At 67.8% G+C, this 24,622-nt stretch carries 24 protein-coding genes; 6 read left to right on the top strand and 18 right to left on the bottom strand.

The window, feature by feature from the left end; translation table 11 throughout:
- Positions 1–4 precede the first annotated feature (4 nt).
- The 3 genes from E5P2_RS35650 to E5P2_RS35640 are packed head-to-tail and all read left to right on the top strand — an operon-like array spanning position 5 to position 3,199.
- On the top strand, positions 5–973 hold the full coding sequence (locus E5P2_RS35650) for a tripartite tricarboxylate transporter substrate binding protein (protein WP_162571785.1): 969 nt from the start codon (positions 5–7) through the stop codon (positions 971–973).
- A gap of 4 nt (positions 974–977) precedes the next feature.
- A complete protein-coding gene (locus E5P2_RS35645) occupies positions 978–1,964 on the top strand; it encodes an oxidoreductase (RefSeq protein WP_162571784.1) in 987 nt (328 codons plus the stop codon).
- Between the two features lie 50 nt (positions 1,965–2,014).
- Positions 2,015–3,199, top strand: coding sequence for an acetyl-CoA C-acyltransferase family protein (locus E5P2_RS35640; protein WP_162571783.1), 1,185 nt, complete (start codon positions 2,015–2,017; stop codon positions 3,197–3,199).
- 16 nt (positions 3,200–3,215) lie between these two features.
- Here the strand turns inward: E5P2_RS35640 and E5P2_RS35635 are convergent, their stop codons facing one another.
- From E5P2_RS35635 to E5P2_RS35610, 6 genes are read right to left on the bottom strand one after another with little or no spacing between them, the layout of a single operon-like run.
- Positions 3,216–4,082 carry an HpcH/HpaI aldolase/citrate lyase family protein gene (locus E5P2_RS35635; RefSeq protein WP_162571782.1) on the bottom strand — a complete coding sequence of 289 codons (867 nt, stop codon included), beginning with the start codon at positions 4,080–4,082 and terminating at the stop codon, positions 3,216–3,218.
- Positions 4,079–4,759 carry a cysteine hydrolase family protein gene (locus tag E5P2_RS35630; protein WP_162571781.1) on the bottom strand — a complete coding sequence of 227 codons (681 nt, stop codon included), beginning with the start codon at positions 4,757–4,759 and terminating at the stop codon, positions 4,079–4,081. The genes E5P2_RS35635 and E5P2_RS35630 overlap by 4 nt, the downstream gene beginning before the upstream one ends.
- Positions 4,756–6,201: an amidase gene (locus tag E5P2_RS35625; protein ID WP_162571780.1), complete on the bottom strand. Its 1,446-nt coding sequence runs from the start codon at positions 6,199–6,201 to the stop codon at positions 4,756–4,758. Before E5P2_RS35625 ends, E5P2_RS35630 begins: the two co-directional genes overlap by 4 nt.
- The gene (locus E5P2_RS35620) at positions 6,198–6,464 is read right to left on the bottom strand and encodes a hypothetical protein (protein ID WP_162571779.1); all 267 of its coding nucleotides are present in this window, start codon (positions 6,462–6,464) and stop codon (positions 6,198–6,200) included. Before E5P2_RS35620 ends, E5P2_RS35625 begins: the two co-directional genes overlap by 4 nt.
- Positions 6,461–7,645 carry a CaiB/BaiF CoA transferase family protein gene (locus E5P2_RS35615; protein WP_174262745.1) on the bottom strand — a complete coding sequence of 395 codons (1,185 nt, stop codon included), beginning with the start codon at positions 7,643–7,645 and terminating at the stop codon, positions 6,461–6,463. Before E5P2_RS35615 ends, E5P2_RS35620 begins: the two co-directional genes overlap by 4 nt.
- A complete protein-coding gene (locus tag E5P2_RS35610; RefSeq protein ID WP_162571777.1) occupies positions 7,642–8,619 on the bottom strand; it encodes a Bug family tripartite tricarboxylate transporter substrate binding protein in 978 nt (325 codons plus the stop codon). Before E5P2_RS35610 ends, E5P2_RS35615 begins: the two co-directional genes overlap by 4 nt.
- 95 nt (positions 8,620–8,714) lie before the next feature.
- On the opposite strand from E5P2_RS35610, the gene E5P2_RS35605 reads away from it, so the two are divergent.
- Positions 8,715–9,590 carry a LysR family transcriptional regulator gene (locus tag E5P2_RS35605; protein WP_162571776.1) on the top strand — a complete coding sequence of 292 codons (876 nt, stop codon included), beginning with the start codon at positions 8,715–8,717 and terminating at the stop codon, positions 9,588–9,590.
- Positions 9,591–9,640: 50 nt separating this feature from the next.
- Here E5P2_RS35605 and E5P2_RS35600 read toward each other — a convergent pair whose 3' ends face one another.
- From E5P2_RS35600 to E5P2_RS35585, 4 genes are read right to left on the bottom strand one after another with little or no spacing between them, the layout of a single operon-like run.
- Positions 9,641–10,831, bottom strand: coding sequence for a lipid-transfer protein (locus E5P2_RS35600; protein ID WP_162571775.1), 1,191 nt, complete (start codon positions 10,829–10,831; stop codon positions 9,641–9,643).
- A 7-nt stretch (positions 10,832–10,838) separates the two neighbouring features.
- A complete protein-coding gene (locus E5P2_RS35595; RefSeq protein WP_162571774.1) occupies positions 10,839–12,389 on the bottom strand; it encodes an AMP-binding protein in 1,551 nt (516 codons plus the stop codon).
- A gap of 13 nt (positions 12,390–12,402) precedes the next feature.
- Positions 12,403–13,536 carry a DUF5938 domain-containing protein gene (locus E5P2_RS35590; RefSeq protein ID WP_162571773.1) on the bottom strand — a complete coding sequence of 378 codons (1,134 nt, stop codon included), beginning with the start codon at positions 13,534–13,536 and terminating at the stop codon, positions 12,403–12,405.
- Between the two features lie 40 nt (positions 13,537–13,576).
- A complete protein-coding gene (locus tag E5P2_RS35585) occupies positions 13,577–14,380 on the bottom strand; it encodes an SDR family NAD(P)-dependent oxidoreductase (protein WP_162571772.1) in 804 nt (267 codons plus the stop codon).
- A 161-nt stretch (positions 14,381–14,541) separates the two neighbouring features.
- Here E5P2_RS35585 and E5P2_RS35580 point away from each other — a divergent pair, with 161 nt between their 5' ends.
- Positions 14,542–15,192 carry a TetR/AcrR family transcriptional regulator gene (locus E5P2_RS35580; protein ID WP_162571771.1) on the top strand — a complete coding sequence of 217 codons (651 nt, stop codon included), beginning with the start codon at positions 14,542–14,544 and terminating at the stop codon, positions 15,190–15,192.
- A 31-nt stretch (positions 15,193–15,223) separates the two neighbouring features.
- Here the strand turns inward: E5P2_RS35580 and E5P2_RS35575 are convergent, their stop codons facing one another.
- The 7 genes from E5P2_RS35575 to E5P2_RS35545 form a co-directional block, all read right to left on the bottom strand.
- Entirely contained in the window at positions 15,224–15,667 is a 444-nt protein-coding gene (locus E5P2_RS35575) for a hypothetical protein (RefSeq protein ID WP_162571770.1), read from the bottom strand.
- 357 nt (positions 15,668–16,024) lie between these two features.
- The gene (locus E5P2_RS35570) at positions 16,025–16,507 is read right to left on the bottom strand and encodes an Lrp/AsnC family transcriptional regulator (RefSeq protein ID WP_162571769.1); all 483 of its coding nucleotides are present in this window, start codon (positions 16,505–16,507) and stop codon (positions 16,025–16,027) included.
- A gap of 60 nt (positions 16,508–16,567) precedes the next feature.
- Positions 16,568–17,668 carry a mandelate racemase/muconate lactonizing enzyme family protein gene (locus tag E5P2_RS35565; RefSeq protein WP_162571768.1) on the bottom strand — a complete coding sequence of 367 codons (1,101 nt, stop codon included), beginning with the start codon at positions 17,666–17,668 and terminating at the stop codon, positions 16,568–16,570.
- 38 nt (positions 17,669–17,706) lie between these two features.
- Positions 17,707–18,567 (bottom strand): amino acid ABC transporter ATP-binding protein, encoded by an 861-nt coding sequence (locus E5P2_RS35560; RefSeq protein WP_232081038.1) that lies wholly within the window; start codon positions 18,565–18,567, stop codon positions 17,707–17,709.
- Entirely contained in the window at positions 18,564–19,241 is a 678-nt protein-coding gene (locus tag E5P2_RS35555; protein WP_162571767.1) for an amino acid ABC transporter permease, read from the bottom strand. The genes E5P2_RS35560 and E5P2_RS35555 overlap by 4 nt, the downstream gene beginning before the upstream one ends.
- Positions 19,238–19,903, bottom strand: a complete 666-nt coding sequence (locus E5P2_RS35550) for an amino acid ABC transporter permease (protein ID WP_162571766.1) — start codon at positions 19,901–19,903, stop codon at positions 19,238–19,240. Before E5P2_RS35550 ends, E5P2_RS35555 begins: the two co-directional genes overlap by 4 nt.
- A gap of 39 nt (positions 19,904–19,942) precedes the next feature.
- The gene (locus E5P2_RS35545) at positions 19,943–20,878 is read right to left on the bottom strand and encodes a substrate-binding periplasmic protein (RefSeq protein ID WP_162571765.1); all 936 of its coding nucleotides are present in this window, start codon (positions 20,876–20,878) and stop codon (positions 19,943–19,945) included.
- A 389-nt stretch (positions 20,879–21,267) separates the two neighbouring features.
- Here E5P2_RS35545 and E5P2_RS35540 point away from each other — a divergent pair, with 389 nt between their 5' ends.
- Positions 21,268–22,137, top strand: a complete 870-nt coding sequence (locus E5P2_RS35540) for an aldo/keto reductase (protein ID WP_162571764.1) — start codon at positions 21,268–21,270, stop codon at positions 22,135–22,137.
- A gap of 13 nt (positions 22,138–22,150) precedes the next feature.
- Here E5P2_RS35540 and E5P2_RS35535 read toward each other — a convergent pair whose 3' ends face one another.
- Entirely contained in the window at positions 22,151–24,580 is a 2,430-nt protein-coding gene (locus E5P2_RS35535) for an ATP-binding protein (RefSeq protein ID WP_162571763.1), read from the bottom strand.
- Between the last annotated feature and the right edge of the window lie 42 nt (positions 24,581–24,622).

Below are 24,622 nucleotides of genomic sequence, written 5' to 3'. Positions count from 1 at the left end.
CGCCATGCAACCAAGAAATCTGCTGACCATCCTCGGGACGTTGACGCTGCTGGCCACCCAGCCCGTGGTGGCGCAGCAGGCCTATCCGTCGAGGCCGATCAAGGTGATCGTGCCCTACGCCGCCGGCGGCGGTACCGATACGGCGGCGCGCGCCATGAGTCAAAAGCTCGGCGAACTGCTCGGCCAGCCGGTGATCGTCGAGAACAGACCGGGCGCATCGACGCAGGCAGGCACCGCCTACGTCGCGAAGGCAGCGCCCGACGGCTACACCCTGCTGATGGGAACCGCCAATCTGGCGACCAACGTCCCGCTGTTCGCCAAGCTGCCCTACAACGCGCAGCAGGATCTGGCGCCGGTGTCGCTGGTGACCAAGGTGCCCGTCTATGTCTTTGCCAACGCGAAGTCTTCCGTCAAGAGCATCGCCGATCTGATCGCGCAGTCGAAGAGCACGGCGGGCGGCCTGTCCTATGCGACGGCAGGCAACGGCAGCATTCCCCATCTGGCCGGCGAGCTGTTCAAGGTGGAGTCGAAAAGCCATCTGGAACACATCCCGTACAAGGGCAGTGCCGAGGCCGCGACCGCGGTGATCGGCGGGCAGGTGCCGGTGAGCTTCGACAACCTGGCTCCGATGCTGGCACACGTCAAGTCGGGCGCAGTGGTCCCGCTGGCCATTGCGATGCCGGCACGCTCCAGCCTGTTGCCCAACACGCCGACCCTCAAGGAACTGGGCTACCCCATGGAAGCCTATTCGTGGTGGGGCATCCTCGCGCCGCACGGCACGCCCGCACCCGTCGTCGAACGGCTCAACAAGGAGATCCAGAAGGTGTTGCAGACCCCGAAGATCCGCGAGGTCCTCCTGCAGCAAGGCATCGAGCCGGTCGGCAGCACACCGGCGGAATTCGCTGCACACATCCAGCAAGAGACCGCGAAGTGGACCCAGGTCGTCACGAGCGCGGGCATCAAGCCGGAATGAGTCCATGCACACGTTCAAAGCCTTTCGCCTGCTGGCGGGTGACAACGCACCGATTCGCCAGTTTGCCGAGCTGTCCGCCGACGATCTCAGCCCCGGCAATGTCGTCATCGACGTCGCCTTCTCCAGCATCAACTACAAGGATGCCCTCGCCTCCAAAGGCCTGAACGCCATCATCCGCGCGTGGCCCCGGATCGGCGGCATCGATCTGGCGGGCACCGTGCGCGAATCGGCCGATCCGCGCTTCAGGGCCGGCGACGAAGTCGTCGTCCATGGCTTCGGCATCGGCGTCGACCATGACGGCGGCCATTCGCAGGTCGCCCGGGTACCGGGCGACTGGGTGATGCGCATCCCCGACGGACTGAGTCTCTTCGATGCCGCCGCGCTGGGCGCAGCCGGCTACACCGCGGGTCTGTCGCTGCACCTGATGGAGCTCAACGGGCTCGCGCCCGGGCAAGGTCCGGTGCTGGTCGACGGCGCGACGGGCGGCGTGGCCAGCGTGGCAATCGACATGCTGGCGCGGCGCGGCTATCAGGTGACCGCGATGAGCGGCAAGATCGCCGAGACGCCGTATCTCGAGAGCCTGGGCGCCAGCGAAGTCATCGGCCGCATGGCGCCGGAGGACAAGCCCAAGCCGCTGGAAAAGGCCCGGTGGGCCGGCGCCGTGGATTCCGTGGGCGGCGCCACGCTGGCCTGGCTGACCCGCACGATGCAGCCGGGTGGCGTGATCGCCGCCTTCGGCAACGCCGGCGGCGCCGAACTGGCCACGACGGTGCTTCCTTTCATCCTTCGCGGCATCCGGCTGCTGGGTGTCAATGCCAACTCGCCGATGCCGCTGCGCGAGGAAGTCTGGAACAAGATCGCCAACGAATACCGCCCTGCCCGTCTGGCCGAGATTGCCGGCGTCATCGGCATGCACCAGTTGCCCGAACACCTGGACCGCATGCTGGAGGGCCGGCTTCGCGGACGCACCGTCATCGACATGCGCCGCTGAGCTGGCACCGGGCGGGGCCCGTTAAAATTCCCGCGTTGAAAGGACCTCCCATGACCTCACGCGACATCTTCGTGGTCGGCACCGCCCGCACCGCCATCGGCACCTTCGGCGGCGCGCTCAAGGACGTGCCCAACACCCAGCTGGCCACCACCGCCGTCAAGGCCGCCATCGAACGCAGCGGCGTCGCGCCGGATGCGATCGGCCACGTGGTGATGGGCAACGTGATCCCGACCGACGTCCGGGACGCCTACCTCAGCCGCGTCGCCGCGATCGATGCCGGCTGCCCGATCGAGACGCCGGCCTTCAACGTCAACCGCCTGTGCGGCTCGGGCCTGCAGGCGATCGTGTCGGCCGCGCAGGCGATTGCGCTCGGCGACTGCGACATCGCCATCGGCGGCGGCTCCGAATCGATGAGCCGCGGCCCCTACTTCGATACCTCGGCACGCTATGGCGCGCGCATGGGCGACGCGGTGCTGGTCGACTACATGCTCGGCATCCTGCACGACCCGTGGGAGAAGATGCACATGGGCATCACGGCCGAGAACGTCGCGGCACGCTACGGCATCACGCGCGACCAGCAGGACGCGCTCGCGGCCACGAGCCACCAGCGCGCCGCGGCCGCCATCGCCGCCGGCCGCTTCAAGGCACAGATCGTCCCGGTCGAGGTGAAGACGCGCAAGGGCGTCGTCGTGTTCGACACCGACGAGCACGTGCGCGCCGACACCACGGTCGAGACGCTCGCGAAGATGAAGCCCGCGTTCAAGAAGGACGGCCTGGTCACCGCCGGCAATGCCTCGGGCATCAACGACGGCGCGGCCGCCGTGGTGCTGGCCGAGGGCGCGCGCGTGAAAGCGCTCGGGCTCAAGCCGCTGGCGCGTCTCGTGGGCTACGCGCATGCGGGCGTCGAGCCGGCGTACATGGGCATCGGCCCGGTGCCGGCCACGCGCAAGGTGCTGGAGCGCACCGGCCTGAAGGTCGGCGATCTGGATGTCATCGAGTCGAACGAGGCCTTTGCCGCGCAGGCCTGCGCGGTCATCCAGGAACTGGGCTTCGATCCGGCCAAGGTGAACCCCAACGGCTCGGGCATCTCGCTCGGTCACCCGGTGGGCGCGACCGGCGCGATCATCACGACCAAGGCGATCGCCGAGCTGCACCGCACCAATGGGCGCTACGCGCTGGTCACGATGTGCATCGGCGGCGGCCAGGGCATCGCCGCGATCTTCGAGCGCGTCTAACGCGGGCCGGCGCGTCTCAGGCCGGCATGCCGAGACGACGCGCCAGCTCGACCAGCTTCTCCGCGCGCGTGATGAACGGCCCGTCCACGAGACGCCCGTCGACCACGAAGGCACCGACGCCGCGCGCCAGCGAGGCCCGCGCGGCTTCCACGACCCGGGCGGCATGCGCCACATCCGCTTCGCTCGGCCGAAAGACGTCGTTGGCCAGCGCGACCTGGCTCGGGTGGATGCAGCTCTTGCCGGCAAAGCCGAGCTGCCTGGCCGCCAGGGCGTCGCGACGGTAGCCGTTCGGGTCGTCGATGGCGACATATGCACCGTCGTAAGCGTCCACGCCGGCTTCGCCGGCCGCCATGCGGACCGCGAAGCGCACCGCCTGCGTCGCGAACGGCTCCGACGACGAGATGCCCAACGGGGCCAGCAGGTCGCCGTAGCCGATCTGCAATCCGATCACCCTGGAATGTGCCATCGCGATCTCGCGCGCCATTCGCAGGGCGCGGGGCGATTCGATGTTGGCGAGGATGCCGATCGGCCGCGAGATGCCGCGCGCCCGCTCCAGCCGCTCGAGCACCGCTGCGGCCCGCACGATCTGTTCGGCGTCCTCGGTCATCGGGAGGTTCAGGATGTCCAGCCCCGGCCGCACGACCGCTTCCAGATCCTGTGCGAAGTGGCGCGTGCCGAAGCCGTTCACGCGAACCACGATGCGCTTGGCGCCCCGTTTCGATGCGGCACCGTCGAGGAACGCCGCCAGCTGCTCGCGGGCTTCTTGCTTCCGGCTTTCCTCGACCGCGTCTTCGAGATCGAAGGACAGCGCATCTGCCTCGCTCGCCAGCGCCTTGGCGAAGAGCTCCGGGCGCGACGCCGGAACGAAGAGCTTGCTTCTCATGCGATCGCGCCGAACTGCGCGAGCACGTCGTCGAGCGCGACGACGTCCGCGAACTGCCGGTCCATGTCGAACAGCGAGATCGCGTGCGACACCGGGATGCGGTCGAACACGGCTTCATGCGGCACGATGGCGCGGAAGTTGAACGACGCCGCGTCGAACACGGTGGCGCGGATGCAGTTGCTGGTGGCGCCGCCGACGACCACGACCGTGTCGATGCCGCGCTCGACCAGGTAGCCGAGCAGCGGCGTGCCGTGAAAGCCGCTGGGCTTCTTCTTGACGAAGACCACGTCGCCGGCAGCCGGCCGCAGCTGCGGTACCAGCGCCGCGCCGACGGTATCGGCCAGGCACCAGTGCTCGCTTTGCAGCAGGTCGCGTTTTCGCTGGTAGACACCGATGTCCGAGCCGTCCCGCGCGAGCTCGAAGCGGCTGAAGAAGCAGGGAATGTGCGCTCCCTGCGCCGCGTCCACGATGCGGGCGATGGCGGCGACCGCCAGGCGCCCGGCGTCGCCGCAGCTCGATGGCCAGTCGGCATCGTGGCCGGCCTCGCCGACCATGTAGTTCTGTGCGTCGATCACGACCACGGCCGGCCGTTGGCCGAAGCCCATGCGCCGGCCGAAGCGTCCGCGCGCCAGCACGGCGCGATCTTCTTCGGAGAGATAGGAGTCCCAGGGAGTCATTGAAGGCTTTCTCTGTGGAGATGCGTGTGATGCAAGGCGGCCGCCGTGCGCGGCTGCCAACCGATGTCCGCCGACAGCGCGTGCGCCATGGCGAGCAGCCGGGCTTCCGCGAGCGGGCGGCCGACCAGCTGCACGCCGACCGGCATGCCGGCGGCATCGTGGCCGATGGGCATGCTCAGAACCGGCAGGCCGAGGTAGTTGAAGGGCCTCGTCAGCGCGGTGAGCGAAGCCACCACGCCGAAGACGCGATGACCCGATTCCATGTCCGCCTCGGCGCGGGTCGGCACCGGAACCGGCACCGTAGGCAGCAGCAGCACGTCCGCGCGCGACAGCGGCCCGCGCACGAACTCGGCCAGAAGCTGCGCCCGCACGGTCAGCGCCTCGAGGTAACGCACGGCCGGCACATGCAGGCCGGGTTCGGTGCGCGAGTACACGGCCTGCGAATAGTCGGCCGCATGGTCGCGCATCCAGGGGCCATGCAGCGCCGCGGCTTCGACCTTCGAGAACACGTCGGCCATCGCGTAGCAGGCCGGCAGCGCGTCGAAGCGCGTGCGCGGCGCGATGCCATAACGCGCCTCGGCCGCCTGCACGAAGCGCTCGAAAACTTCGGCAATGCCCGGATCGATGGCGGCATCGTGCGCGAGCACGCCGATGCGGCTGCCCTCGGCCGACCACGCAAGCAGGCCGGTGTAGTCGGGCACGCGCGCATCCAGGCTCGTGGGGTCGGCCGGGTCGTGGCCGGCGATGGCATGCAACAGCAATGCACAGTCCTCGGCGCTGCGCGCCAGCGGCCCGATGCATTCGAGCGAAAAGGCGCGCGGAAAGCAGCCGCGGCGCGAAACGCGGCCGTAGGTGGTCTTGAGTCCGAACAGCCCGTTCATGGACGCCGGCAATCGTATCGAGCCGCCGGCGTCCGTGCCGAGCGAGCCGAACACCACGCCGGCCGCGACGCAAGCGCCGGAACCGCTTGACGAGCCTCCCGAGATGCGCGACGGATCCCACGCGTTGCAACAGTCGCCGAAGTGCGGGTTCTGCCCGGTCGGCCCCGCCACCATCTCGCTGAGGTTCAACGCGCCCAGGTCCACGGCGCCGGCGGCCGCAAGACGGTCCAATGCAGCGGCCCGCTCGCGCCCGGGTCCGAGCGCCGGGACGCGCGAACCCACGGTCATGGTCTCGCCGACGCGGTCGAAGCAGTCCTTGTGCGCCAACGGAATGCCATGCAGGGGACCGCGCCATCGGCCGCTGGCGGCATCGTCGTCGCAGGCGCGCGCCTCAGCCAGCGCCGCGTCCGTGCGAAGACGGATGAAGGCGTTGAGCGTCGGTTGCAATGCAGTCGCGCGCTCGATGGCGGCGGCGGCGAGTTCCTCCGCGCCGAGATCGCGCCGACGCATTCCCGCAGCGACCTCGGACAGGGGTCGGTCCAGCCATTCGCGCGCATTCATTCGCCGGCCTGGTTCGATGTATCGGCAAAGACGAGCAGCGCCGCCATGAAGTCGGCGGGCTGCGCGCCGTAGTGCAGGCGCCCGGGCGTGGTGGCTTCGCGAACCGCGTCGTTGAGACGGAGCACTTCGCGCGCGATCTGTCCGGTCTGCGTGCGCGACTCGATGCCATGCAGCCGCGGCGCGACGTCGGTCAGTGCGGCTGTCATCCGCTGCACGTCGTCCTCGGCAGGGGACGGCGATGCCGTCGGGCCGGCGGCACTCATGCGACGGCTCCGGCTTCGCGCAATCCGACGATCTCTGCGGCGTCGTAGCCCAGCCGCGCGAGGATCGCATCGGAGTGTTCGCCGAAGGCCGGAGCGGCGCGCGCCGCAGGCGGCTTCGACGAAGTGCCGAACTTCACCGCGCTCGCCAATCCACGGTAGCGGCCGGCTCGGGGATGCTCGAAGGTCTGGACCATGTTCTCGGCCTGCACCTGAGGATCGTCGAACATGTCTTCGATCTCGCGCACTGCCGCGCAGGGTACGCGCTCGCCGAAGAGCGATTCCCATTGCTTCGCGCTTCGTTGCAGCAGCGCTTGCCTCAGTTGCGGCACGATCTGCGCCGCATGCTGCGCGCGCTGCCGCACGGTGGCATAGCGGGGATCCGACGCCAGCGCCTGCAGGCCGGTCAGCTCGCACAAGGCGGCCCAGAAATGCGCTGTGTTGGCCGAGAGGTACAGCACGCCGTCGGCGGTCGGGTGCAGCCCGGTCACGCCGCCGGAGCGCATGTCGCGGTTCACCTCGCGCGCCTCGCCGTCGGCCCAGACGAAGCGCGCCGACTGCATCGCCAGCGCGCTGCGCAACAGCGATACGCCCACGTACTGCCCCTGCCCGGTCCGCTCGCGCGCCAACAGGGCGGACGAGACGCCGCCCGCCACCAGCGCGGCAGCGTAGTAGTCGACCGCGGAGCCATAGACGATCTCCGGTTCGGCCGCCGTGCCCTGCAATGCGCAGATGCCACTCATTGCCTGCAGCACCTGGTCATAGCCGGCCTTGTCGCGCGCGGGCCCGGTCTCGCCGTAGCCAGTCACCGCACAGTAGACGAGCCGCGGGTATTCCGCGCGCAACTGGTCGAAGCCGATGCCCAGCCGTTCCGGCACACCGGGCCGGAAGTTGTGCACCAGCACGTCAGCATCGCGCAGCAACCGGCGCAGCGCCTCGAGCCCCTGCGGCTGCTTGAGGTCCAGAGACAGCCCCAGCTTTCCGCGATTCACGCCGAGGAAGGCCCGGCCCTCGGTGGCGAGCGTCGAGGGATAGTGGCGCAGGTTGTCGCCTTGCGGCGGCTCGATCTTGATGACCTCGGCGCCATGGTCGGCGAGCAAGGTGCAGCCATAGGGCGCCGCGATGTACGCGCTGAGATCGAGGACTCGGATGCCGTCGAGCGGGCCGGATGTCAACACGCTCATTGCTGGATGCCTGCGCGCTTCGCGGTGTCGGTCCATCGCACCACGTCGGTCGCCAACTGGTCCTGCAGCGCCTGCGGCGTCGAGGGCGCAGGCGCCGCGCCGGCGGATTTCAGGAAGGTGGCGAACTCCGGCTCGGCCACGATGGCACCGATCTCCCGGTTCATGCGGTCCCGGATCGCGGCCGGAAGGCCTTGCGGCGCGAACACGCCCCACCACACGTCGACCACATAGTCGAGTCCGGTGGACTCACGCACCGTCGGCACGTTCGGGTACTCCGGCTCGCGCTTGGCCGTGGTGAACGCGAGCATCGGCAGCTTCTCGGTCGGCGTGCCGCGGATGGATGCGACGGTCGTGATGATCATGTCGAGCCGGCCCGCGATGAGGTCCATCTGCGCGGGCGAGATGCCCTTGTAGCCGACGCCCACCATCTTGATGCCGGCCACGTTACTCAGGAGTTCGCTCGCGAGCTGTGTGCTGTCGCCCAGGCCTGCGCTGCCGTAGTTGACCTTGCCCGGATTGGCCTTGGCATAGTCGATGAACTCCTTCATGGTCTTGGCGGGAAAGCCTTCGCGCGTGAGCACGACGAAGGGCGCGCTGGCCACGCGCGATATCGCGGTGAAGGCCTTTAAGGGGTCGTAGGGGGTCTTCTGCACCGCCGCCGTGGTCGCGATCGAGCCGGACACGAACAGGAAGGTATAGCCGTCGGCCGACGCGTTCGCCACCAGGTTCGAACCCACCGTGCTGCCGCCGCCGCCGCGGTTGTCGACCACCACCGACTCTCCGAGCGTCGTGCTGAGGCGCTGCGCCAGCTTGCGCGCGATGACGTCGTTGCTGCCCCCGGGCGCGAAGGGCACGATCATCCGGATCGGCTTCGATGGCCAGTGCGCCTCGGCATGGACGACGGCGCCTGTGGCAAGAAGCCCGCCGCCGGCGACAAGGGCGGCGACCAGGACATGGAACTGTCTGCGAAACATGGAAGAGCCTTTCAAAGCGTGCTTGCAGCGCATCGTAGAAGCCGCTTAGCATCAGGAAAAGCGAGGAATCGATAAATCGGAAGTGAGTTTTTCTTATGAAGATCGAGGCACTCCAAAGCCTTCAGACGGTGCTGGCCACCGGAAGCTTCGTGCGGGCGGCAGGCGATCTGGGCCTGACCCCCAGCGCCGTCAGCCTGCAGATGAAGCAGCTGGAGCAATTCTTCGGCAAGCCGCTCTTCGATCGCTCGGGCCGGGTCGTGCAGCCGACGCCTTTCGCGTTGGAGATGGCCGCGGCCGTGCGGCAGTCGCTGGCGACGATCGAAGGCTTCCGCGCGCGCAGGGCGCCATCGGCGAGCGGCGTCCTCCGGCTCGGCGTCATTCCCAGCGTCCAGAAGATGGCGATGCCGCACGCGCTGCGCGTGCTGCAGAACGACCATCCCGACCTGGTCATCCAGCTGATGCTGGACGTGTCGGCCACGCTGCAGACAGCGGTCAAGGCCGGACGCATCGACGCGGCAATCCTGGTCCGCCCGAAGACCGGCGGCTCGGGACGGCTCCACTGGTGCGACCTGACACGGGAGAACTTCGTTCTGCTGGCGCCCGGCAATTCCACCGGCGCGACGCCGCGGCAGCTGTTGCGCCAGTACCCATGGATTCGCTACGACGTCGCGCTCACCGGCGGCCGGGCCGCGGCCGACTATGTACGCAGGACCTGTCCGGGAACGGTCTGCCGCTTCGAGATCGCGTCAACCGACGCCATTGCGGCGATGGTGGCGGCAGGCCTCGGCGTCTCGGTCGTCCCGCGCCTGCGCGAACGGCTGCGCGAGTCCTACGCGCTGCGGGAGATCGATCTGGGGCCGAAGGCGCCGACCCGCCAGATCTCGTTGCTGGCACGGCGGGCGGACGAGGAGGACCGGAGGATCCTCGCTGTGGAGGATGCGTTTCGCGCGGCCTACGAAGTGGTCAAGTGACGTGGCGCACGTGTGGGTGAGCAGGTGCCTTTTCGGAACCCGCGGTTCCTTCAACCGCCCTGGTACAGCGTCACGACGCAGGCGCCGCCCAGCCCGAGGTTGTGCTGCAGCGCGTTGCGGGCGTTCGGCACCTGGCGCTCTTCGGCCGTGCCGCGCAGCTGGTGCGTCAGCTCGTAGCACTGCGCAAGGCCGGTGGCACCGAGCGGATGGCCCTTCGACAGCAGACCACCCGACGGGTTGGTGACGACCTTGCCCCCATAGCTGTTGTCGCCCGCGTCGATGAATGCGGCGGCCTCGCCCTCCGCGCACAGGCCGAGGGCCTCGTAGGTGATCAGCTCGTTCTGCGCGAAGCAGTCGTGCAGCTCGACCACGTCGAGGTCCTGCGGGCCGATGCCGGCCTGCGCGTAGACGCTGCGTGCCGCGGCCTGGCTCATGCCGTAGCCGACGAGCTGCATCATGTCGCGGCTGTCGAAGGAATCGGGCTTGTCGGTGGTCATCGATTGCGCGGCGATGAAGACATCGGCGCGCAGTCCATGGCGCGCGGCGAACGCTTTCGACACCAGCACCGCAGCCGCGGCGCCGCAGGTCGGCGGGCAGGCCATCAGCCGCGTGAGCACGCCGGGCCAGAGCATCGGCGCGTTCATCACGTCGTCGACGGTGAGTTCCTTTCGCAGCAGCGCGAGCGGGTTGCGCGCCGCATGGCGGCTGGCCTTGGCGCGCACCTTGGCAAAGGCTTCGAGCGGCGTGCCGTACTTGCGCATGTGGCTCTGGCCCGCGCCGCCGAAGTAGCGCAGCGCGAGCGGCAGCTCGGGCATGTCGACCAGTTCAGCGGCCTCGCGGTCGAAATCCTCGAACGGGCTCGGCCGGTCGTTGAACACCGTGCCGAGTGCACCGGGGTTCATCTGCTCGAAGCCGAGCGCGAGCACGCAGTCCGCGGCGCCGCTCTCGATGGCCTGGCGCGCGAGGAACAGCGCAGTGGAGCCGGTCGAGCAGTTGTTGTTGACGTTGAAGATCGGAATGCCGGTCATGCCCAATGCGTAGACCGCCTTCTGGCCGCTGGTCGAATCGCCGTAGACATAGCCGACATAGGCTTGCTCGATCGCGTCGAAGCCGATGCCCGCGTCGGCCAGCGCGAGTTGGCCGGCCTTCGCGGCCATGGCGGGGTATGGTTCGTTGGCGCCGGGCTTGACGAAGGGAATCATCCCGACGCCTGCGATGAATGCCTTGTCCTTGTTTGCCATGGGTTCCTCAATGCGCCTGGCCGGCCTGCCGGGCCAGCATCTCGGCGCGAATGTCCTTCTTCATCACCTTGCCGACCTTGGAGCGCGGCAGGTCGGGCCAGATCTCCACCAGCTTCGGCGCCTTGACGCTGCCGATGCGCGCCTTCACGAAGGCAACGATCTCGTCGGGCTGCACGCTGCGGCCCGCATGCAGTTGCAGCACCGCGACCACCTTCTCGCCCCACTTGTCGTCGGGCAGGCCGATGACCGCGCTGTCCTGCACGTCGGGGTGCTGCATCAGCGCCTGCTCGACCTCCACCGAATAGACGTTGAAGCCGCCCGTGATGATCATGTCCTTGGCGCGATCGACGATGTAGAGAAAGCCGTCGGCATCGAGCCGGCCGATGTCGCCGGTGTGGTGCCAGCCGAAGCGGCCGACCTCGGCGGTTGCCTTGGCGTCCCTGTAGTAGCCGCTCATCACGAGCGAACTGCGGATCACGATCTCGCCGGTCTCGCCGACGGGCAGCAGCCGGCCATCGCCATCCATCGCGGCGACCTGCACCAGCGGACCCGGGCGGCCGGCCGACGAGAGGCGCTCGCGCGCCACCGAGCCGTCGGCGTGGAAGTGGTCCTTCGGCGCCATCATCGAGATCATCATCGGCGCCTCGGTCTGACCGAAGAGCTGCGCCATCACCGGGCCGATCTTCGAAAGCGCCTCCTCCAGCCGCGCGGCCGAGATCGGCGCCGCGCCATACCAGAAGCATTGCAGCGAATCGAGCCGGGTCGCCGCCAGCTTCTCGTGCTGCAGCAGCATGTAGATCAGCGTCGGCGGCAGGAAGGTGTGGGTGACGCGGTGCCGTTCGACGAGCGCAAGGAACTCGCCGAGATCGGCCTTCGGCATGATCACCACGCGGCCGCCGAGCGCCATCACCGGGAGGCACAGCACGCCGGCCGCATGCGTCAGCGGCGCGAGCGCGAGATAGACCGGGCGGCCGTCGAAGGGGTAGCCCATCAGGGTCAGCGCCGACATCGTCTCCAGGTTGCGGCCCGACAGCATCACGCCCTTGGGCTGGCCGGTGGTGCCGCCGGTGCCGGCGATCATCGCCAGATCGTCGACCGTGGCGATCTCCAGCGGCGCGTCGCCCACGCCCTCGACCCATTGCGCCCAGGACGGCGCGAAGGGCTGCACCGCATCGAGGCAGACGAACACCCGCACCTTCGGCAGGTTCGCGCGCATCTGCTCGACCATCGGCGCATAGGCGCTGTGGAAGATCAGGCAGCTGCAGTCGAAGGCATCGAGCACGAAGCGGTTCTCGGAGGCTTCGTTGCGCGGATTCACCGGGCACCACACCGCGCCCGCGCGCGAGATGCCGAACACGCAGGCGAAGGCCAGCGCATCGTTGCTCGAGAGCACGGCCACCTTGTCGCCCGGCGCGATGCCGGCGCGCTGCAGCGCCCGCGCGACGCGGTGGCTGATGCGCTGCACCGCGCCGTACGAATGGTCCGTGGCGCCCATCGTCAGGCAGGGCGCGTCCTCGCCGAGCATGGCTCCCTTGTCGAGGTAGTCGATCAGGCGCATGCGCGGGCTCCGGTCAGTGGTGCACGCTCAGCACCGGCGCCTGCACCAGGCCGAAGCCGCGCAGCGCGCCCAGCAACTCGTGATGGCCGAAGGCCTGGCAACCCGAGGCGAAGCCGACGCGTCTTGGCGCCTGCTGCAGCAGCGCCGCGGCGGCGAAGGCCTGCAGCAGTCCGGTCTGCTTGTAATTGCAGTTGCCGAAGATCACGCAGTGCGCGCGCCCCAGCGGGCCCGACGCATGGACCGAATCCACCGACTTGTTGATGCGCGGGTTCTCGCGCGGCGGCATGGTGTTCATCACGCCGGCCGCGGTCTGCGCCAGCGCGGCGTAGCGGTCGTCGGGGTTCATGCCTTCGGTGGCCTTCAGCGCGGCGGCGACGATCTGCGGCACACCCAGCATCAGCGGCTTGTTGAACACACCGCCCAGCACCTTGACGTTGGCCACGCGCGGATCCTTCTTGAACCACACGGGGTGCGAGGTGCCACCCCACGGCAGCGCCAATGCGGCTTCATGCTGGCCCGGGATCGACAGGCTGTAGAGGCCGGCATCGGGCTGCCATTCGACGTAGCGATTCTGTTCGAGGTAGAAGGCCTTCGAGGTCGCCGCATTGACGAGGATGGTCTGCGTCGAGGCGATGGTCGGGCTGCCGCCCCAGAACACGGCGATGTCCAGCGTGTCCAGGCCCGGCGTCTCCAGGCACAGCTGCGCGGCGATCTCGCCGATGGTGTACATCTGCGCGAGGCCCGGCGACAGCAAGAGGCCGGCTTCGGCGAACTTGGCGCCGAACTGCTCGTCGAGCGTGATGAGCCAGTCCTGCTCGCCGGTGGTGTCGGTGTAGTGGCACTTGGACGCCAGGCAGGCGGCAACGACTTCGGGCCCGAATCGGGCGAACGGGCCGACGGTGTTCAGCACCACCGACGCGCCGCGGAACAGCTCGGTCAGCGCTTCGACGGTGTGCGGCACCTCGACCACTTCGTAGCTCGCGGTCTCGATGCCGGCGACGTTCGATTTCATCGCGGCATTGAGCTTGTCCGCGCTGCGGCCCGCGGCAATGAAGGGGATGTTGTACTCGCGCAGGTACTCGCACACCAGCCGGCCGGTGTAGCCGGAAGCGCCGTAGACCACGACGGGTTTCTTCGTGTTGCTCATGATGGTTCGGTCCTTGTGAAGTTGTGCGTGCTGTCGCGGATCACATGCCCATGCCGCCGTCCACCGGCAGGCCCGCGCCGGTGATGAAGCGCGCCGCATCCGAGCACAGGAACACCACCGCGTCGGCCATGTCCGCGACCTCGCCGAGCCGGCCCGCGGGCGTCTGCTCGACGATCGCGCCGACCGCCGCTTCGGGCGACGGGAACAGTCCGGCGGCGACCACGTCGGCAGCCAGCTTCATGCCCATCTCGGTGGGCACCAGCCCCGGGTAGATGCAGTTCACGCGCACGCCGTAGCCGAGCTTGCCGGCCTCCATCGCGGCCACGCGCGTGAGGCGGTCGACGGCCGACTTGGTGGCCGAGTAGCCGGCGATCGCGGGGAAGGCGATGGTGGCCGCGACCGACGAGATGTTGACCACCGCACCGCCCTTGCCCGCGCTGCCGCCCGGGCGCATGGCGCGGAATGCATGCTTCAGGCCGAGCGCCGTGCCGACGATGTTCACGTCGAGCATGCTGCGCAGCGTGGCGGGGTCGATGTCGGCCACCAGCGCGGTGACCTCGATGCCGGCGTTGTTGATCAGGATGTCGAATCCGCCGAGCGTCTCGACGGTGGCCTTGACGGCGGCGAGCCAGTCGTCTTCCAGCGTCACGTCGAGCTTCACGAAGCCGGCTTTCGCGCCGCCGGCCGAGAGCTTGCCGGCCGTGTCGCGGCCGACCGACGTGAGCACGTCGCCGATCATCACCGACGCACCGGCCGCCGCCAGCGCCTGGGCCATGCCTTCGCCGAGGCCGCGTGCGCCCCCCGTGACCAGGGCCCTGCGGCCCGTCAGATCGAACTTCGTCATGTCTGTCTCCTGTGATTTTTGGACGCCCGTCAAGGAGCGCGAATGGATCGTAGGAGTCGTCTTGACGACTGTCAAGAAAATACTGGGCAACCGTCAAGCACACGAATCCGGCGCGCTCGGCGCCCTAGGCAAGCCGTGCTCCGGCTCTCTACAATCCCGGCATGGACAAGACCCTACGCAAGCCGGATGACAAGTTCGCCGAGCGCCGCACCGAGCTCGGCGAAGCCGCGCTGCAGACCCTGGGCGAACTGGGCTACGCGCGCACCAGCCTGCGCGAGATCGCGCAGAACTCGGCGTTCTCGCATGGCGTGCTGCACTACTACTTCACCGACAAGATCGACCTGATTCTGTGCAGCGTGCGGCAGTACAAGGCGCGCTGTGTGACGCGCTACGACGAGGTGACGGCCACCGCGACCCGCTTCGACGAACTGCTCGAAGGCTTCGCCGATGCGCTCGGCGACACGCTGCGCACCGAATCCTCGATGCATCGCCTCTGGTACGACCTGCGCTCGCAGTCCCTGTTCGAGGAAGCCTTCCGCGCCGACGTGGCGGCGATCGACAAGAGCTTGGAGAAGATGATCTGGCGCGTGATGCAGCGCTTGGCCGAACTCGCCGGCGCGCCGGTGGGTGCGCCCAGCGACCTGACCTACGCGATGTTCGACGGCGTGTTCCAGCAGGCCCTGCTGCGGCACCTGTCGGGCGACAGGAAGGCGATCGCCTCGATGAAGGCCAGCGTCCGGTTGATCGTCGCGCAGCTCATCACGCCGCCGGGGGCTGCGCCGGCGCGCAAGCGCAAGGTGGCCACGGCCTGAGTGAAGGGCTGAATCCGAGCCCCGGCACGATTCAAGGGCCGGCTTCGTGGCCGAGCGACAGCCCCCAACGCAACAGCCACCAGTGCCACTTGGCGACGGTGTGGAGGGGTTTCCCGCTGACCGGATCGGGGATCGGCTGGCCGTGGACCATCTGGTGCGTGACCGTCGAGGGTGCATCGGGATGGAGCTGGCACTTCCAGTTGCGGCCGTCCTTGATCTCGCAGTCCGTGAACTTGCCCGAGGTCTCCGAACCGCCGGCGTTCCAGACCAGCACTTCGCGGTGCGCCTTGAGGATGCGAAAGCGCACCCGGTGCGCGGCGACCATGCGCCCATTGCAGCGCTGCCCCTGCCAGCTGCCCTGCTGGCAGTCGACGGTGTAGACGGTGCGCTCGCCTTGCAGCGTGATCTTGTCACCGAGCCAGAGTATGGAGGCGAGCAGCGCCATGCCTACCAGGATGAAAATCAGGAATCGCATCGACGAATTGTCGTTCAGCCGGGCCCCGGCGTTGCCGGCCTCGATCGCGCTGGGCCTCAAGGCTTGCGGTCGGGCTTGGCGGTCGGGGCGCGGCGGCCCTCGCGGACCGCCATGACGATCATGACGACCAAGGCACAGAGGGCCAAGGAAACGAGTATCTGGGTACCGGACATGGAAGCGCTTTCTGGGGTGGGCTCACATCCTACGCGTGCGCTCCTGACTGGACGCCCACGCGGGTTTGCAGGTGTTGCGCCCTCCCGTGACGATGGCCTGATCCATCGCCCAACAGGACTTGAAGCGCAGATATCAGCGAACGCACGGAACGATGATCTTGCGCTCGAAGTGCCGGCCCTCGAATCAGGTCGCCACCGGCAGCGACATCGAGAACTTGACCTTGCGCAACGTGAAGCTCGAACGGATGTGCCCCACCGCTGCGCAGGAGAAGACCGCATCCTTCAGGAATTTTTCGTATTCGCCATTGCTTCGCACCACGACGCGCAGCACGTAGTCCGACTGGCCCGCCACGGAAAAGCACTCCAGCACTTCAGGGCGCCGTGCCACGCTTCTCTCGAACTCCTCGATGCTCTTGACGTCGTGCTTGGCGAGCGTGACGTGCGCAAAGATGCACTCCTTGAAGCCCAGCTTCTCGGCGTCGAGCATGGCGACGTAGCCCTGGATCATCCCGCGGTCTTCGAGCGCCTTGACACGGCGCCATGTCGCGGAGCTGGAAAGCCCGACCTCATCGGCCAGGTCCTGGGTGCTGAGCCGGGCGTTGACCTGAAGCGCGGCCAGAATCGCCAGCTCGCCGCGGTCCAGTTCTTCAGGTTTGTTGAATAGCAAGTTTCTTCCTCAGGCAGGATCCCGTGGATGCAGCGCCATCTCGGACCAAATGGCGAAGCGTCAAGCCGCCTTGACGGCGAACTGCGCAAGATAGACCGGGTCGGGATCGAAGCCAAGTCCCGGCGTTCGCGGCACGGCGAAGGCGCCCTCGTGCGGTTCCATCCTATCGCCGTAGGGCCGGCCCTCCAGGCCGATGTTGAAGTATTCGATGAAGCAGGGCTCCGGCTGCGAGGCGATCAGATGCAGCGTCGCCAGGAAGCCGGGGCCGTAGTACGGCGAATGCGGCGCCAGCGTCGCACCCTTCGCCTCCGCCAGCGCGATGACCTTGCGGAACTCGCTGATGCCGCCGACCTTGGTCACGCTCGGCTGCACATAGGCGGCGGCACCCGACGCGAGGATCTTCTGGAATTCGTGCGAGGTGCATGCGTTTTCGCCCAGAGCCAGGGGCATGCCGGTCTGGCGGCCGATCCTGGCGAGCGTCTCGAAGTCCTCGGGCGGGTACAGCGGCTCCTCGAGCCACTTGACATCGAACTCGCGCATTTTCCGCGCCATGTCGAACGCCTCCGACACGCTCCACGCGCAGTTGGTGTCGACCATGAATGTCGCCTCGCTTCCAAGCGCGGCCCGGGTGCTGCGCACGTCTTCCAGGTCGCGCGTATGGACCTTGACGCGCCGGAAGCCCTCGGCGGTGGCATCGGCCGCGGCTCGCGCCACGCGCTGCGGATCGCCGAAGCGAAACAGGCTCGCATAGCCATCCACCGCGGGGCGCACCATGCCGCCGAGCAGATCGACCATCGGCATGTTGGCGCGCTTGGCCGCGATGTCCCAGAGCGCGATGTCGATGCCCGACAGCGCGAAGTTGAGGATGCCGGAGCGCCCGTACAGATGCATCAACTTCTGAACCTCGTGGGACAGCCCGTTGATGTTGCGCGAGTCGCGCCCGACGAACAGGGGCGCGAGCATGGTGTCGACCGCCGACTTGACCGGCGCCTGGCAGTTGTACGAGAAAGCCTCGCCCCAACCCGTGATGCCGTCGCGGGTCTCGACCCTGATCAGCAGCGCCTCCAGCGCGCCGTAGTCGCGGCCGCGCCACGCCGGCATGTCCGAGCGGCTGCTGAAGGGCACGGAAAGCGGGATGGCTTCGATTCTTTCGATGTTCAAGACAGAGGCTCCAGGTGTGCGACGCCGTCGACGCAGGGTTAGAGAATCGACCGCAGGAACTCCTGCGTGCGCGGATGCCGTGGGGCCGACACCATCTGCATGGCGGGACCCTGCTCGACGATCTCGCCGTCGTCCATGAAGATGATCCGATCGCCCACTTCGCGAGCGAAGGCGATCTCGTGGGTGACGATCACCATCGTCATTCCCTCCGAGGCCAGGGCTTTCATCTGAATCAGGATCTCTTCGATGATCTCGGGATCGAGGGCCGAGGTGGCCTCGTCGAACAGCATGATTTCGGGATTCATCGCCAGCGATCGCGCGATGGCCACGCGCTGCTTCTGGCCGCCGGAGAGCTGTGCGGGATAGGCGTCCGTCTTGGTCCCCAGGCCCACGCGCGACAGTTCCCTCTGCGCGATCTTCCTGGCTTCGCCCTCGGAACGGCCCAGCACGCGGATCTGCGCCAGCATGACGTTCTTCAGCGCCGTCTTGTGCGGAAAGAGGTTGAAATGCTGGAACACCATGCCGATGCGCCGACGCAGCTGGCGCAGTTCTCTTTCGAACTGCAGCCGCTCTCTCAGGCCCTTGCGGTGGCCGGCCGTGATGGTCTGGCCGCCGAACTCGACCGTGCCGGTCTCCGGAACTGTCAGCATGTTGATGCAGCGCAGCAGCGTGCTCTTGCCGGACCCGCTCGGGCCGATGATGACGACGACCTCGCCCTTGTCGACGGACAGATTGATGTCGCGAAGCACGTGGTGGGGCTTGCCCGCCTTGCCGAAGAGTCCGGTCCTGCGCCCGGGAAAGGTCTTGTTGATGTTCGTCAGCGTCAGCACGGGCGCGTCGGATGCGGACTTGCCCGTCACGACGGCGTCCTCTGGCTGCATTGCGAGATCGATGCTCATGCGCTTTGCCTCATGTGCTTGTTGAGCTGGTACTCCAGGACGTTCCCGATCCAGGAGACAACCAGAACGATGGCGAGGTAGATCACGGCGGCAACCGAATAGAACTCGAAGGACCGCAGTTCCAGGTTCGCGGCGCGGATGGTCTCGTACATCAGATCGCTCGCGCCGATCACCGCGACCACGGCCGAATCCTTGACGATCATCGCGAACTGGCTGATCAGCAACGGCACCGCCGTGGCAAGCGCCTGCGGCATGACGACGTCGTAGAAGACGGCGCCGCGCTTCATTCCCAGACTGCGCGCGGCTTCGAGCTGGCCGCCGCCGACGCTGTTGATCGTGGCGCGGAATATCTCCGACAGGTAGGCGCTGTGCAGCAGCGTGATGGCGATCACGCTCGCCACGTACGGCGAGAGGTTGATGCCGGTGGAGACGGCCAGGCCGAAGTAGATCCAGATGATGTAGATGTAGATCGAGATCGCCCGGAAGAACTGGGTGTAGCCGAAGGCGAAGGCCGAGACCGCCTTGAGGCTCGACATCCGCATCAGCGCGATGGCCAGTCCGAACAGCAGCGAGAGCGCGAAGCCCGTGAACGAGATCTGCAGCGTGAAGACCACGCCTTTCATCATCGACGGCAGGTGCGGGAGGACGGCCTCCCAATCCATCTGATAGCTCACGGATGCGCCACCAGTCTTTCCGTCGCCGCGATCGCCAGCGACAGCACGAAGACGATCGACACGAAGATCAGCAGGACCGCGGTGAAGGCCTCGAAAGGCACGAAGCTGTTCATGTTGAGGCTTTGCGCGGCATGCAGCAGATCGGGCACCGCGATCACGCCCATCAGGGTCGCGCTCTTGAGCAGGCCGATCAGGACATTGCCCAGCGGCGCCACCACGACGACCGCCATCTGGGGAAAGATCACGTCCCAGTACGTGTGAAAGCGGCTCAGCCCCATCGACGTGGCCGACTCGAACTGGCCCCTGTCGACCGCCAGGATCCCCGAGCGGAAGATCTCCGCCGCATAGCCGGCACCCGTGATGGTCAGCACGGCGACGATGCTCTGCAACGGCGTGAACGCCACGCCCGCCAGGCGCGAAACGCCGAAGTGGACCCACAGCAGCAGCACGTACGGCGGGATCGCACGCGCGGCCTGGACGAAGGCGAAGGTCGGCACGGTCAGCAGCTTGAGACCGCTCAGCCGCCCCATCGCGATCAGCAGGCCGGCCACACAGGCGAGCGCAAAGCCGAACAGGCTGACCCAGACGTCAACCCAGGCCCCCAACAGCAGGACGGGCAAATGGTTGACGACGACCTGCCACTGGAAGTCGTAGTTCTGCATCCCTTGTCTCCGTGGATCGCGCGCAGCGGCCGGCGATGCTCAGCCCTTGATGACCAGCGGCTCGCCGCCGGACCCGACGCCGATGCCGGGGATGCCGTACTTGTCGCGCGCCTCGGTGCCGAACCATTTGTTCTGCAGGCCCACGATGGTTCGCAGGCTGCCCTGGTAGCGCAGCCAGTTGGTGACATAGGCCCACAGCTTGAAATCGTTGTGCGGCATGAAGAAGGTGTTGGGAATCGCGTTGACCGACTCGCCCAGCACCTTGACCTCGGGAAAGGTCTTGGACATCGTCGTGACGAAGAAGGCGTCGGTGATCAGCGCATCGACCAGGCCGCCACCGACTGAACTCGCGGCATCGGCGACCTGCGGGAAAGTCTGGATCGCGGCGAGCGGGAACACCGAGCGAAGCGTCGTCTCTTCGGACGAGCCCTGCTGGCAGGCGATCTTGACGTCCTTGCGGTTCAGCTCGGCCAGCGTCTTGACCCTGGAGCCGGGCTTCAGGTACGCGACGTTCTGCTGGTAGTAGGCGGGAAATCCGGCGAACGTTCCCCGCAGGCCGCGGCTCGGCAGGATGGTGACGAAGGTGCCGATCATGTCGAACTTGCCGGCGGCCAGTGCCGCGAAGGTTTGACCGAAGGGCATCTCGATGTATTCCGGCGTGGCGCCGATGTCCTTCATGAGGAGTTCGAGAAACTCGATGCCGAGCCCCGTCGGCTTGCCGGCCGTGTCGCGAAAGCGCAGCGGCTTGTTGTTGAGGTCGACGCCGATGCGGGCCTTGCCGGTCTTGACCCAGACGTCCAGCAGGGACTCCTGCGTGCCGTTTCCGCCCTGCGCCGCGGCCTGCCCTGCCATCGCGAATGCGCCCGCACCGGCGAGCGCGGTGCCGCCTGCCGCCAGAAAGCTGCGCCGGATTCGAAGACTCTTCGCCGCCTCGCTGGAAGGCGCTTCCTGAACGGCACTCGGTGAGGTACTCATGGAGATTCCTTGGGATTGAACATCGACACGTTGTCGGCTTGTCGCGGGATGCGAAGGCCCGACGAAAAAAGTGTAGGTGGGATGCTCCGCGAAAGGATTTCTAAATGGCGGCTCTTCGCGATCCAAACTGGAAGAATTCTTCGCCAAAGCACTCGAATCCGCCCGCAGCAGCGAAGTTCTACCCGCTGGCCTTTTGAGCGGCAGACGGCGGCCTAGCTTCGCTGGGCTGCGCGGCACTACCGCGGTCACGCGTGCGGATCTTCTGGCCCCGAGCAACCGGCGTCACGCACACCCAGCGCCCCAAAGGCCCCGTCGGCACCAGGCCTTGGACGCATCGACTAAGGTTGCTCCGAGCCCCAAGCAATCCCCCAAACACCAGGCTTTGACCCATGTCTCATACCAACGCCTCTTCAGCCGGCCAGTTCACCCTCGGCGATCTCCAGATCCACCGCCTCGGATTCGGCGCGATGCGCATCACCGGTCGCGGCATCTGGGGCGAGCCCGACGATCGGGCCGAGGCACTGCGCACCTTGCGACGCCTGCCCGAGCTCGGGGTGAACTTCATCGACACCGCCGACAGTTACGGGCCCTATGTCAGCGAAGACCTTATCCGCGAGGCACTGCACCCCTACGACGGACTGCTGATCGCCACCAAGGGCGGACTCACCCGCTCCGGGCCCGATCAGTGGGCGCCGGTCGGCCGTCCCGAATACCTGCGCCAGTGCGTGCACATGAGCCTGCGACGGCTGGGCGTCGAGCGCATCGATCTGTGGCAACTCCATCGCATCGACGCCAAGGTGCCGCGCGAGGAGCAGTTCGAAGTCATTCGCGAAATGCAAAAGGAAGGACTGATCCGCCACGTGGGGCTCAGCGAAGTCGGCATCGAGGAGATCGAAGCTGCGCGCAAGATCTTCCGGGTGGTCACGGTGCAGAACCGCTACAACCTGATCGACCGCGGCAGCGAGGCCGTGCTCGATTACTGCAGCGAGAACGGCATCGGCTTCATCCCGTGGTTCCCCCTCGCTGCCGGCGATCTGGCCAAGCCAGGTTCGAAGCTCGACGAGATCGCGCGCAAGGCCGGCGCCACGACGAGCCAGGTTGCGCTCGCATGGGTGCTCCGGCGCAGCCCGGTCATGCTGCCGATTCCGGGAACCGGCAAGGTGGCGCATCTGGACGACAACGTCGCCGGCGCAGGCATCCAGTTGTCCGACGTGGACTTCAGGACACTGGACTCGCTGGGTCGCGCGGCTTCGGCCTGAAGGTTCTCTCGCCTCAGGCCCGGCGCCGAAACAGTGCCACCAGCGCCTCCGGCTGCACCGGCTTGATGAGGTGGTGGTCGAAGCCCGCCTCGCGCGTGCGCTCGCGGTCATGCGCCTGGCCCCAGCCGGTCTGCGCGACCAGGATCGCCGCGGCGCCCCATGGCGTCGCGCGGATCTGCCGGCATGCCTCGTAGCCGTTGAGCCGCGGCATGCCCAGGTCCAGCAGCACGACCTCGGGCTGCATGGCCTCGGCCACGCGAAGGGCCTGTTCGCCGTCGTAGGCCACCTCGACGACGTGGCCCATGGCCTCGAGCAGCAGCGCCAGGCTGTCCGCCGTGTCCCGCAGGTCGTCGGCAATCAGGATGCGATAGCCGGGCTCGGCCAAGGCGCCGGGCTCGGTGCGCGCTTCGGCCGAATCCGCCGGCGCGGTCTGCGGCGTCAGCGGCAGACGGATCTCGAAGCGGCTGCCCTTGCCCACGCCTTCACTGAAGGCGCTGATCGTCCCGCCGTGCATCTGCAGCAGTCCCTTGGCCAGCGAAAGGCCGATGCCCTGCCCGCCCTGCGAGCGGTCCAGCGCCGACTCCACCTGTCCGAACATCTCGAAGATCCGCGCCAGGTGCTGCGGCGCGATGCCGATGCCGCTGTCCGTCACCGTCACCACCGCCTCGTCGCCCTGGCGCTGGACATCGAGCGCGATCGCGCCCCGCGCCGGCGTGTACTTGGCGGCGTTGATCAGCACGTTGGAAAAGACCTGGGCCAGCCGCGTGAGATCGCCCTCCAGGTCCAGGCTCTGCGCGGGCAGCGTGATGGTGAGCGCGTGGCCGCCGGCATCGATCAGCGGCTGCGCGATCTCCACCGCCTGTTCGATGACGCTGGCCAGGCCGAGCGGCTGCAGACGCAGCCGCAGCTGGCCGCGCGTCAACCGCGACACATCCAGCAGGTCGTCGAGCAGGCGTGCCATCTGCATCACCTGCCGATCGATCACGTCGTGGCACCAGCCGACCTTGGGATCGGCCGCGTCGATGCGGCGCAGCAGATAGATCGCATTGCGGATCGGCGCCAGCGGATTGCGCAACTCGTGCGCGAGCACGGCGATGAAGCGGTCCTTCTTGCGGTCCGCGTCGCGCAGCATGTCCTCGACCTGCTTGCGTTCGCTGATGTCCATGGTGACGCCGAAGCTGCGCAGGGGGCGGCCCTCGGCATCGTATTCGGCCTGCCCCCGATGGCCGACCCACACTGGCGTGCCGTCCGGCCGCTGGATGCGGAACTCGTGGAAGAAAGGCCGGCGCTCGGCGATGGCCTGCGTGCGCAGGCGCAGGAAGGTGTCCCGCTCGTCGGGATGGATCAGCGCGAGAACGCCCTCCGGCGTCGGCACGAAGTCCTCGGCGCTGACGCCGAAGAGGGGGTACATCTGCGGCGACCACCACAGGGTGCCGTCCCTGAGGTTCATGTCGTAGGCCCCCATGCGGCCGGCGCCGAGCGCCAGGTCGAGGCGCTCGCGCTCGATCCGCAGCTGCTCCTGCGCCTGCTCGCGCTCGGTGACATCGGCGCCCTCCACGAAGATGCCGGTCACCGTGCCGTCGGCATCCTTGATGGGCTGGCAGACGAAGTCCAGAAAGCGCTCGACCACAGGCCCGCCCGGCACGGCCTCGACGCTGAACTTCGCGCCGCTGGCCGCGAAGGCCTCGCCGCTGGCGAAGACCTGGTCGAGCCGCGCGAGGTAGCCTTGCTCGACGGCCTCGGGCAGCGCCTCGGCGAGGGTTCGGCCCAGCACCGGCCGGTGGCCGATCAAGCGCAGGTAGCCGGGATTGGCGATCTCGAACCGGTGATCCGGACCGCGCAGCAGGGCCATGAAGGTCGGCGCCTGTTCGAAGAGCTGGGCCAGCCGATCGCGTTCGGTCGCCAGCCGGCGGGCCGCGACCATCTGCTGCGTGGTCTCGGTGCAGACCACCAGCACGCCGCCGATGCCGCCGGGCGCGTGCTCGTCGTCGATGGGGCTGTAGCTGTAGGTCCAGTACACGTCCTCGCGCCGGCCGTGGCGCGTGATCGGCAGCAGCTGGTTGACGTGCCAGGTCGCGCCGCCGCCGGACATCACCTGCTCGATCTGCGGCCCGATGACGTGCCAGATCTCGTCCCAGACTTCGCGCGCGGGCCGGCCCAGCGATCCGGGATGGCGTTCCGGCCCGATCGATTCGCGGTAGGCATCGTTGTAGAGGCAGGCCCGATCGGCACCCCACCAGATGTACATCGGATGCCCGCTGTTGAGCATGAGGCGAACGACGGTGCGCAGCGCCTGCGGCCACAGCGCGGGCGGCCCGAGCGAGGAGCCGCGCCAGTCGTGCGCGCGCATCAGCGCGCCCATCTCCCCGCCGGCGGCCAGGAAGTCGGGCACGGCCTTGGCTTGGGCGGGGCTGCGCTCAGGGTCGGAGGGCTTCTGATTCATGTCCGCGCCGTCGGCTCCTTTGTCCGATGAGCTTAACCGAGC

This window comes from Variovorax sp. SRS16 (assembly GCF_901827165.1).
Lineage (GTDB): Bacteria > Pseudomonadota > Gammaproteobacteria > Burkholderiales > Burkholderiaceae_C > Variovorax.
Note: the sequence above shows the minus strand (reverse complement) of the source record. Positions and strands in the feature narration are given on the sequence as shown.

Bases quoted from the DNA above. Each gene is read 5' to 3' on its own strand.
- E5P2_RS35650 (WP_162571785.1), top strand. From the start codon at position 5: ATGCAACCAAGAAATCTGCTGACCATCCTCGGGACGTTGACGCTGCTG.
- E5P2_RS35645 (WP_162571784.1), top strand. From the start codon at position 978: ATGCACACGTTCAAAGCCTTTCGCCTGCTGGCGGGTGACAACGCACCG.
- E5P2_RS35640 (WP_162571783.1), top strand. From the start codon at position 2,015: ATGACCTCACGCGACATCTTCGTGGTCGGCACCGCCCGCACCGCCATC.
- E5P2_RS35635 (WP_162571782.1), bottom strand. From the start codon at position 4,082: ATGAGAAGCAAGCTCTTCGTTCCGGCGTCGCGCCCGGAGCTCTTCGCC.
- E5P2_RS35630 (WP_162571781.1), bottom strand. From the start codon at position 4,759: ATGACTCCCTGGGACTCCTATCTCTCCGAAGAAGATCGCGCCGTGCTG.
- E5P2_RS35625 (WP_162571780.1), bottom strand. From the start codon at position 6,201: ATGAATGCGCGCGAATGGCTGGACCGACCCCTGTCCGAGGTCGCTGCG.
- E5P2_RS35620 (WP_162571779.1), bottom strand. From the start codon at position 6,464: ATGAGTGCCGCCGGCCCGACGGCATCGCCGTCCCCTGCCGAGGACGAC.
- E5P2_RS35615 (WP_174262745.1), bottom strand. From the start codon at position 7,645: ATGAGCGTGTTGACATCCGGCCCGCTCGACGGCATCCGAGTCCTCGAT.
- E5P2_RS35610 (WP_162571777.1), bottom strand. From the start codon at position 8,619: ATGTTTCGCAGACAGTTCCATGTCCTGGTCGCCGCCCTTGTCGCCGGC.
- E5P2_RS35605 (WP_162571776.1), top strand. From the start codon at position 8,715: ATGAAGATCGAGGCACTCCAAAGCCTTCAGACGGTGCTGGCCACCGGA.
- E5P2_RS35600 (WP_162571775.1), bottom strand. From the start codon at position 10,831: ATGGCAAACAAGGACAAGGCATTCATCGCAGGCGTCGGGATGATTCCC.
- E5P2_RS35595 (WP_162571774.1), bottom strand. From the start codon at position 12,389: ATGCGCCTGATCGACTACCTCGACAAGGGAGCCATGCTCGGCGAGGAC.
- E5P2_RS35590 (WP_162571773.1), bottom strand. From the start codon at position 13,536: ATGAGCAACACGAAGAAACCCGTCGTGGTCTACGGCGCTTCCGGCTAC.
- E5P2_RS35585 (WP_162571772.1), bottom strand. From the start codon at position 14,380: ATGACGAAGTTCGATCTGACGGGCCGCAGGGCCCTGGTCACGGGGGGC.
- E5P2_RS35580 (WP_162571771.1), top strand. From the start codon at position 14,542: ATGGACAAGACCCTACGCAAGCCGGATGACAAGTTCGCCGAGCGCCGC.
- E5P2_RS35575 (WP_162571770.1), bottom strand. From the start codon at position 15,667: ATGCGATTCCTGATTTTCATCCTGGTAGGCATGGCGCTGCTCGCCTCC.
- E5P2_RS35560 (WP_232081038.1), bottom strand. From the start codon at position 18,567: ATGAGCATCGATCTCGCAATGCAGCCAGAGGACGCCGTCGTGACGGGC.
- E5P2_RS35550 (WP_162571766.1), bottom strand. From the start codon at position 19,903: ATGCAGAACTACGACTTCCAGTGGCAGGTCGTCGTCAACCATTTGCCC.
- E5P2_RS35545 (WP_162571765.1), bottom strand. From the start codon at position 20,878: ATGAGTACCTCACCGAGTGCCGTTCAGGAAGCGCCTTCCAGCGAGGCG.
- E5P2_RS35540 (WP_162571764.1), top strand. From the start codon at position 21,268: ATGTCTCATACCAACGCCTCTTCAGCCGGCCAGTTCACCCTCGGCGAT.
- E5P2_RS35535 (WP_162571763.1), bottom strand. From the start codon at position 24,580: ATGAATCAGAAGCCCTCCGACCCTGAGCGCAGCCCCGCCCAAGCCAAG.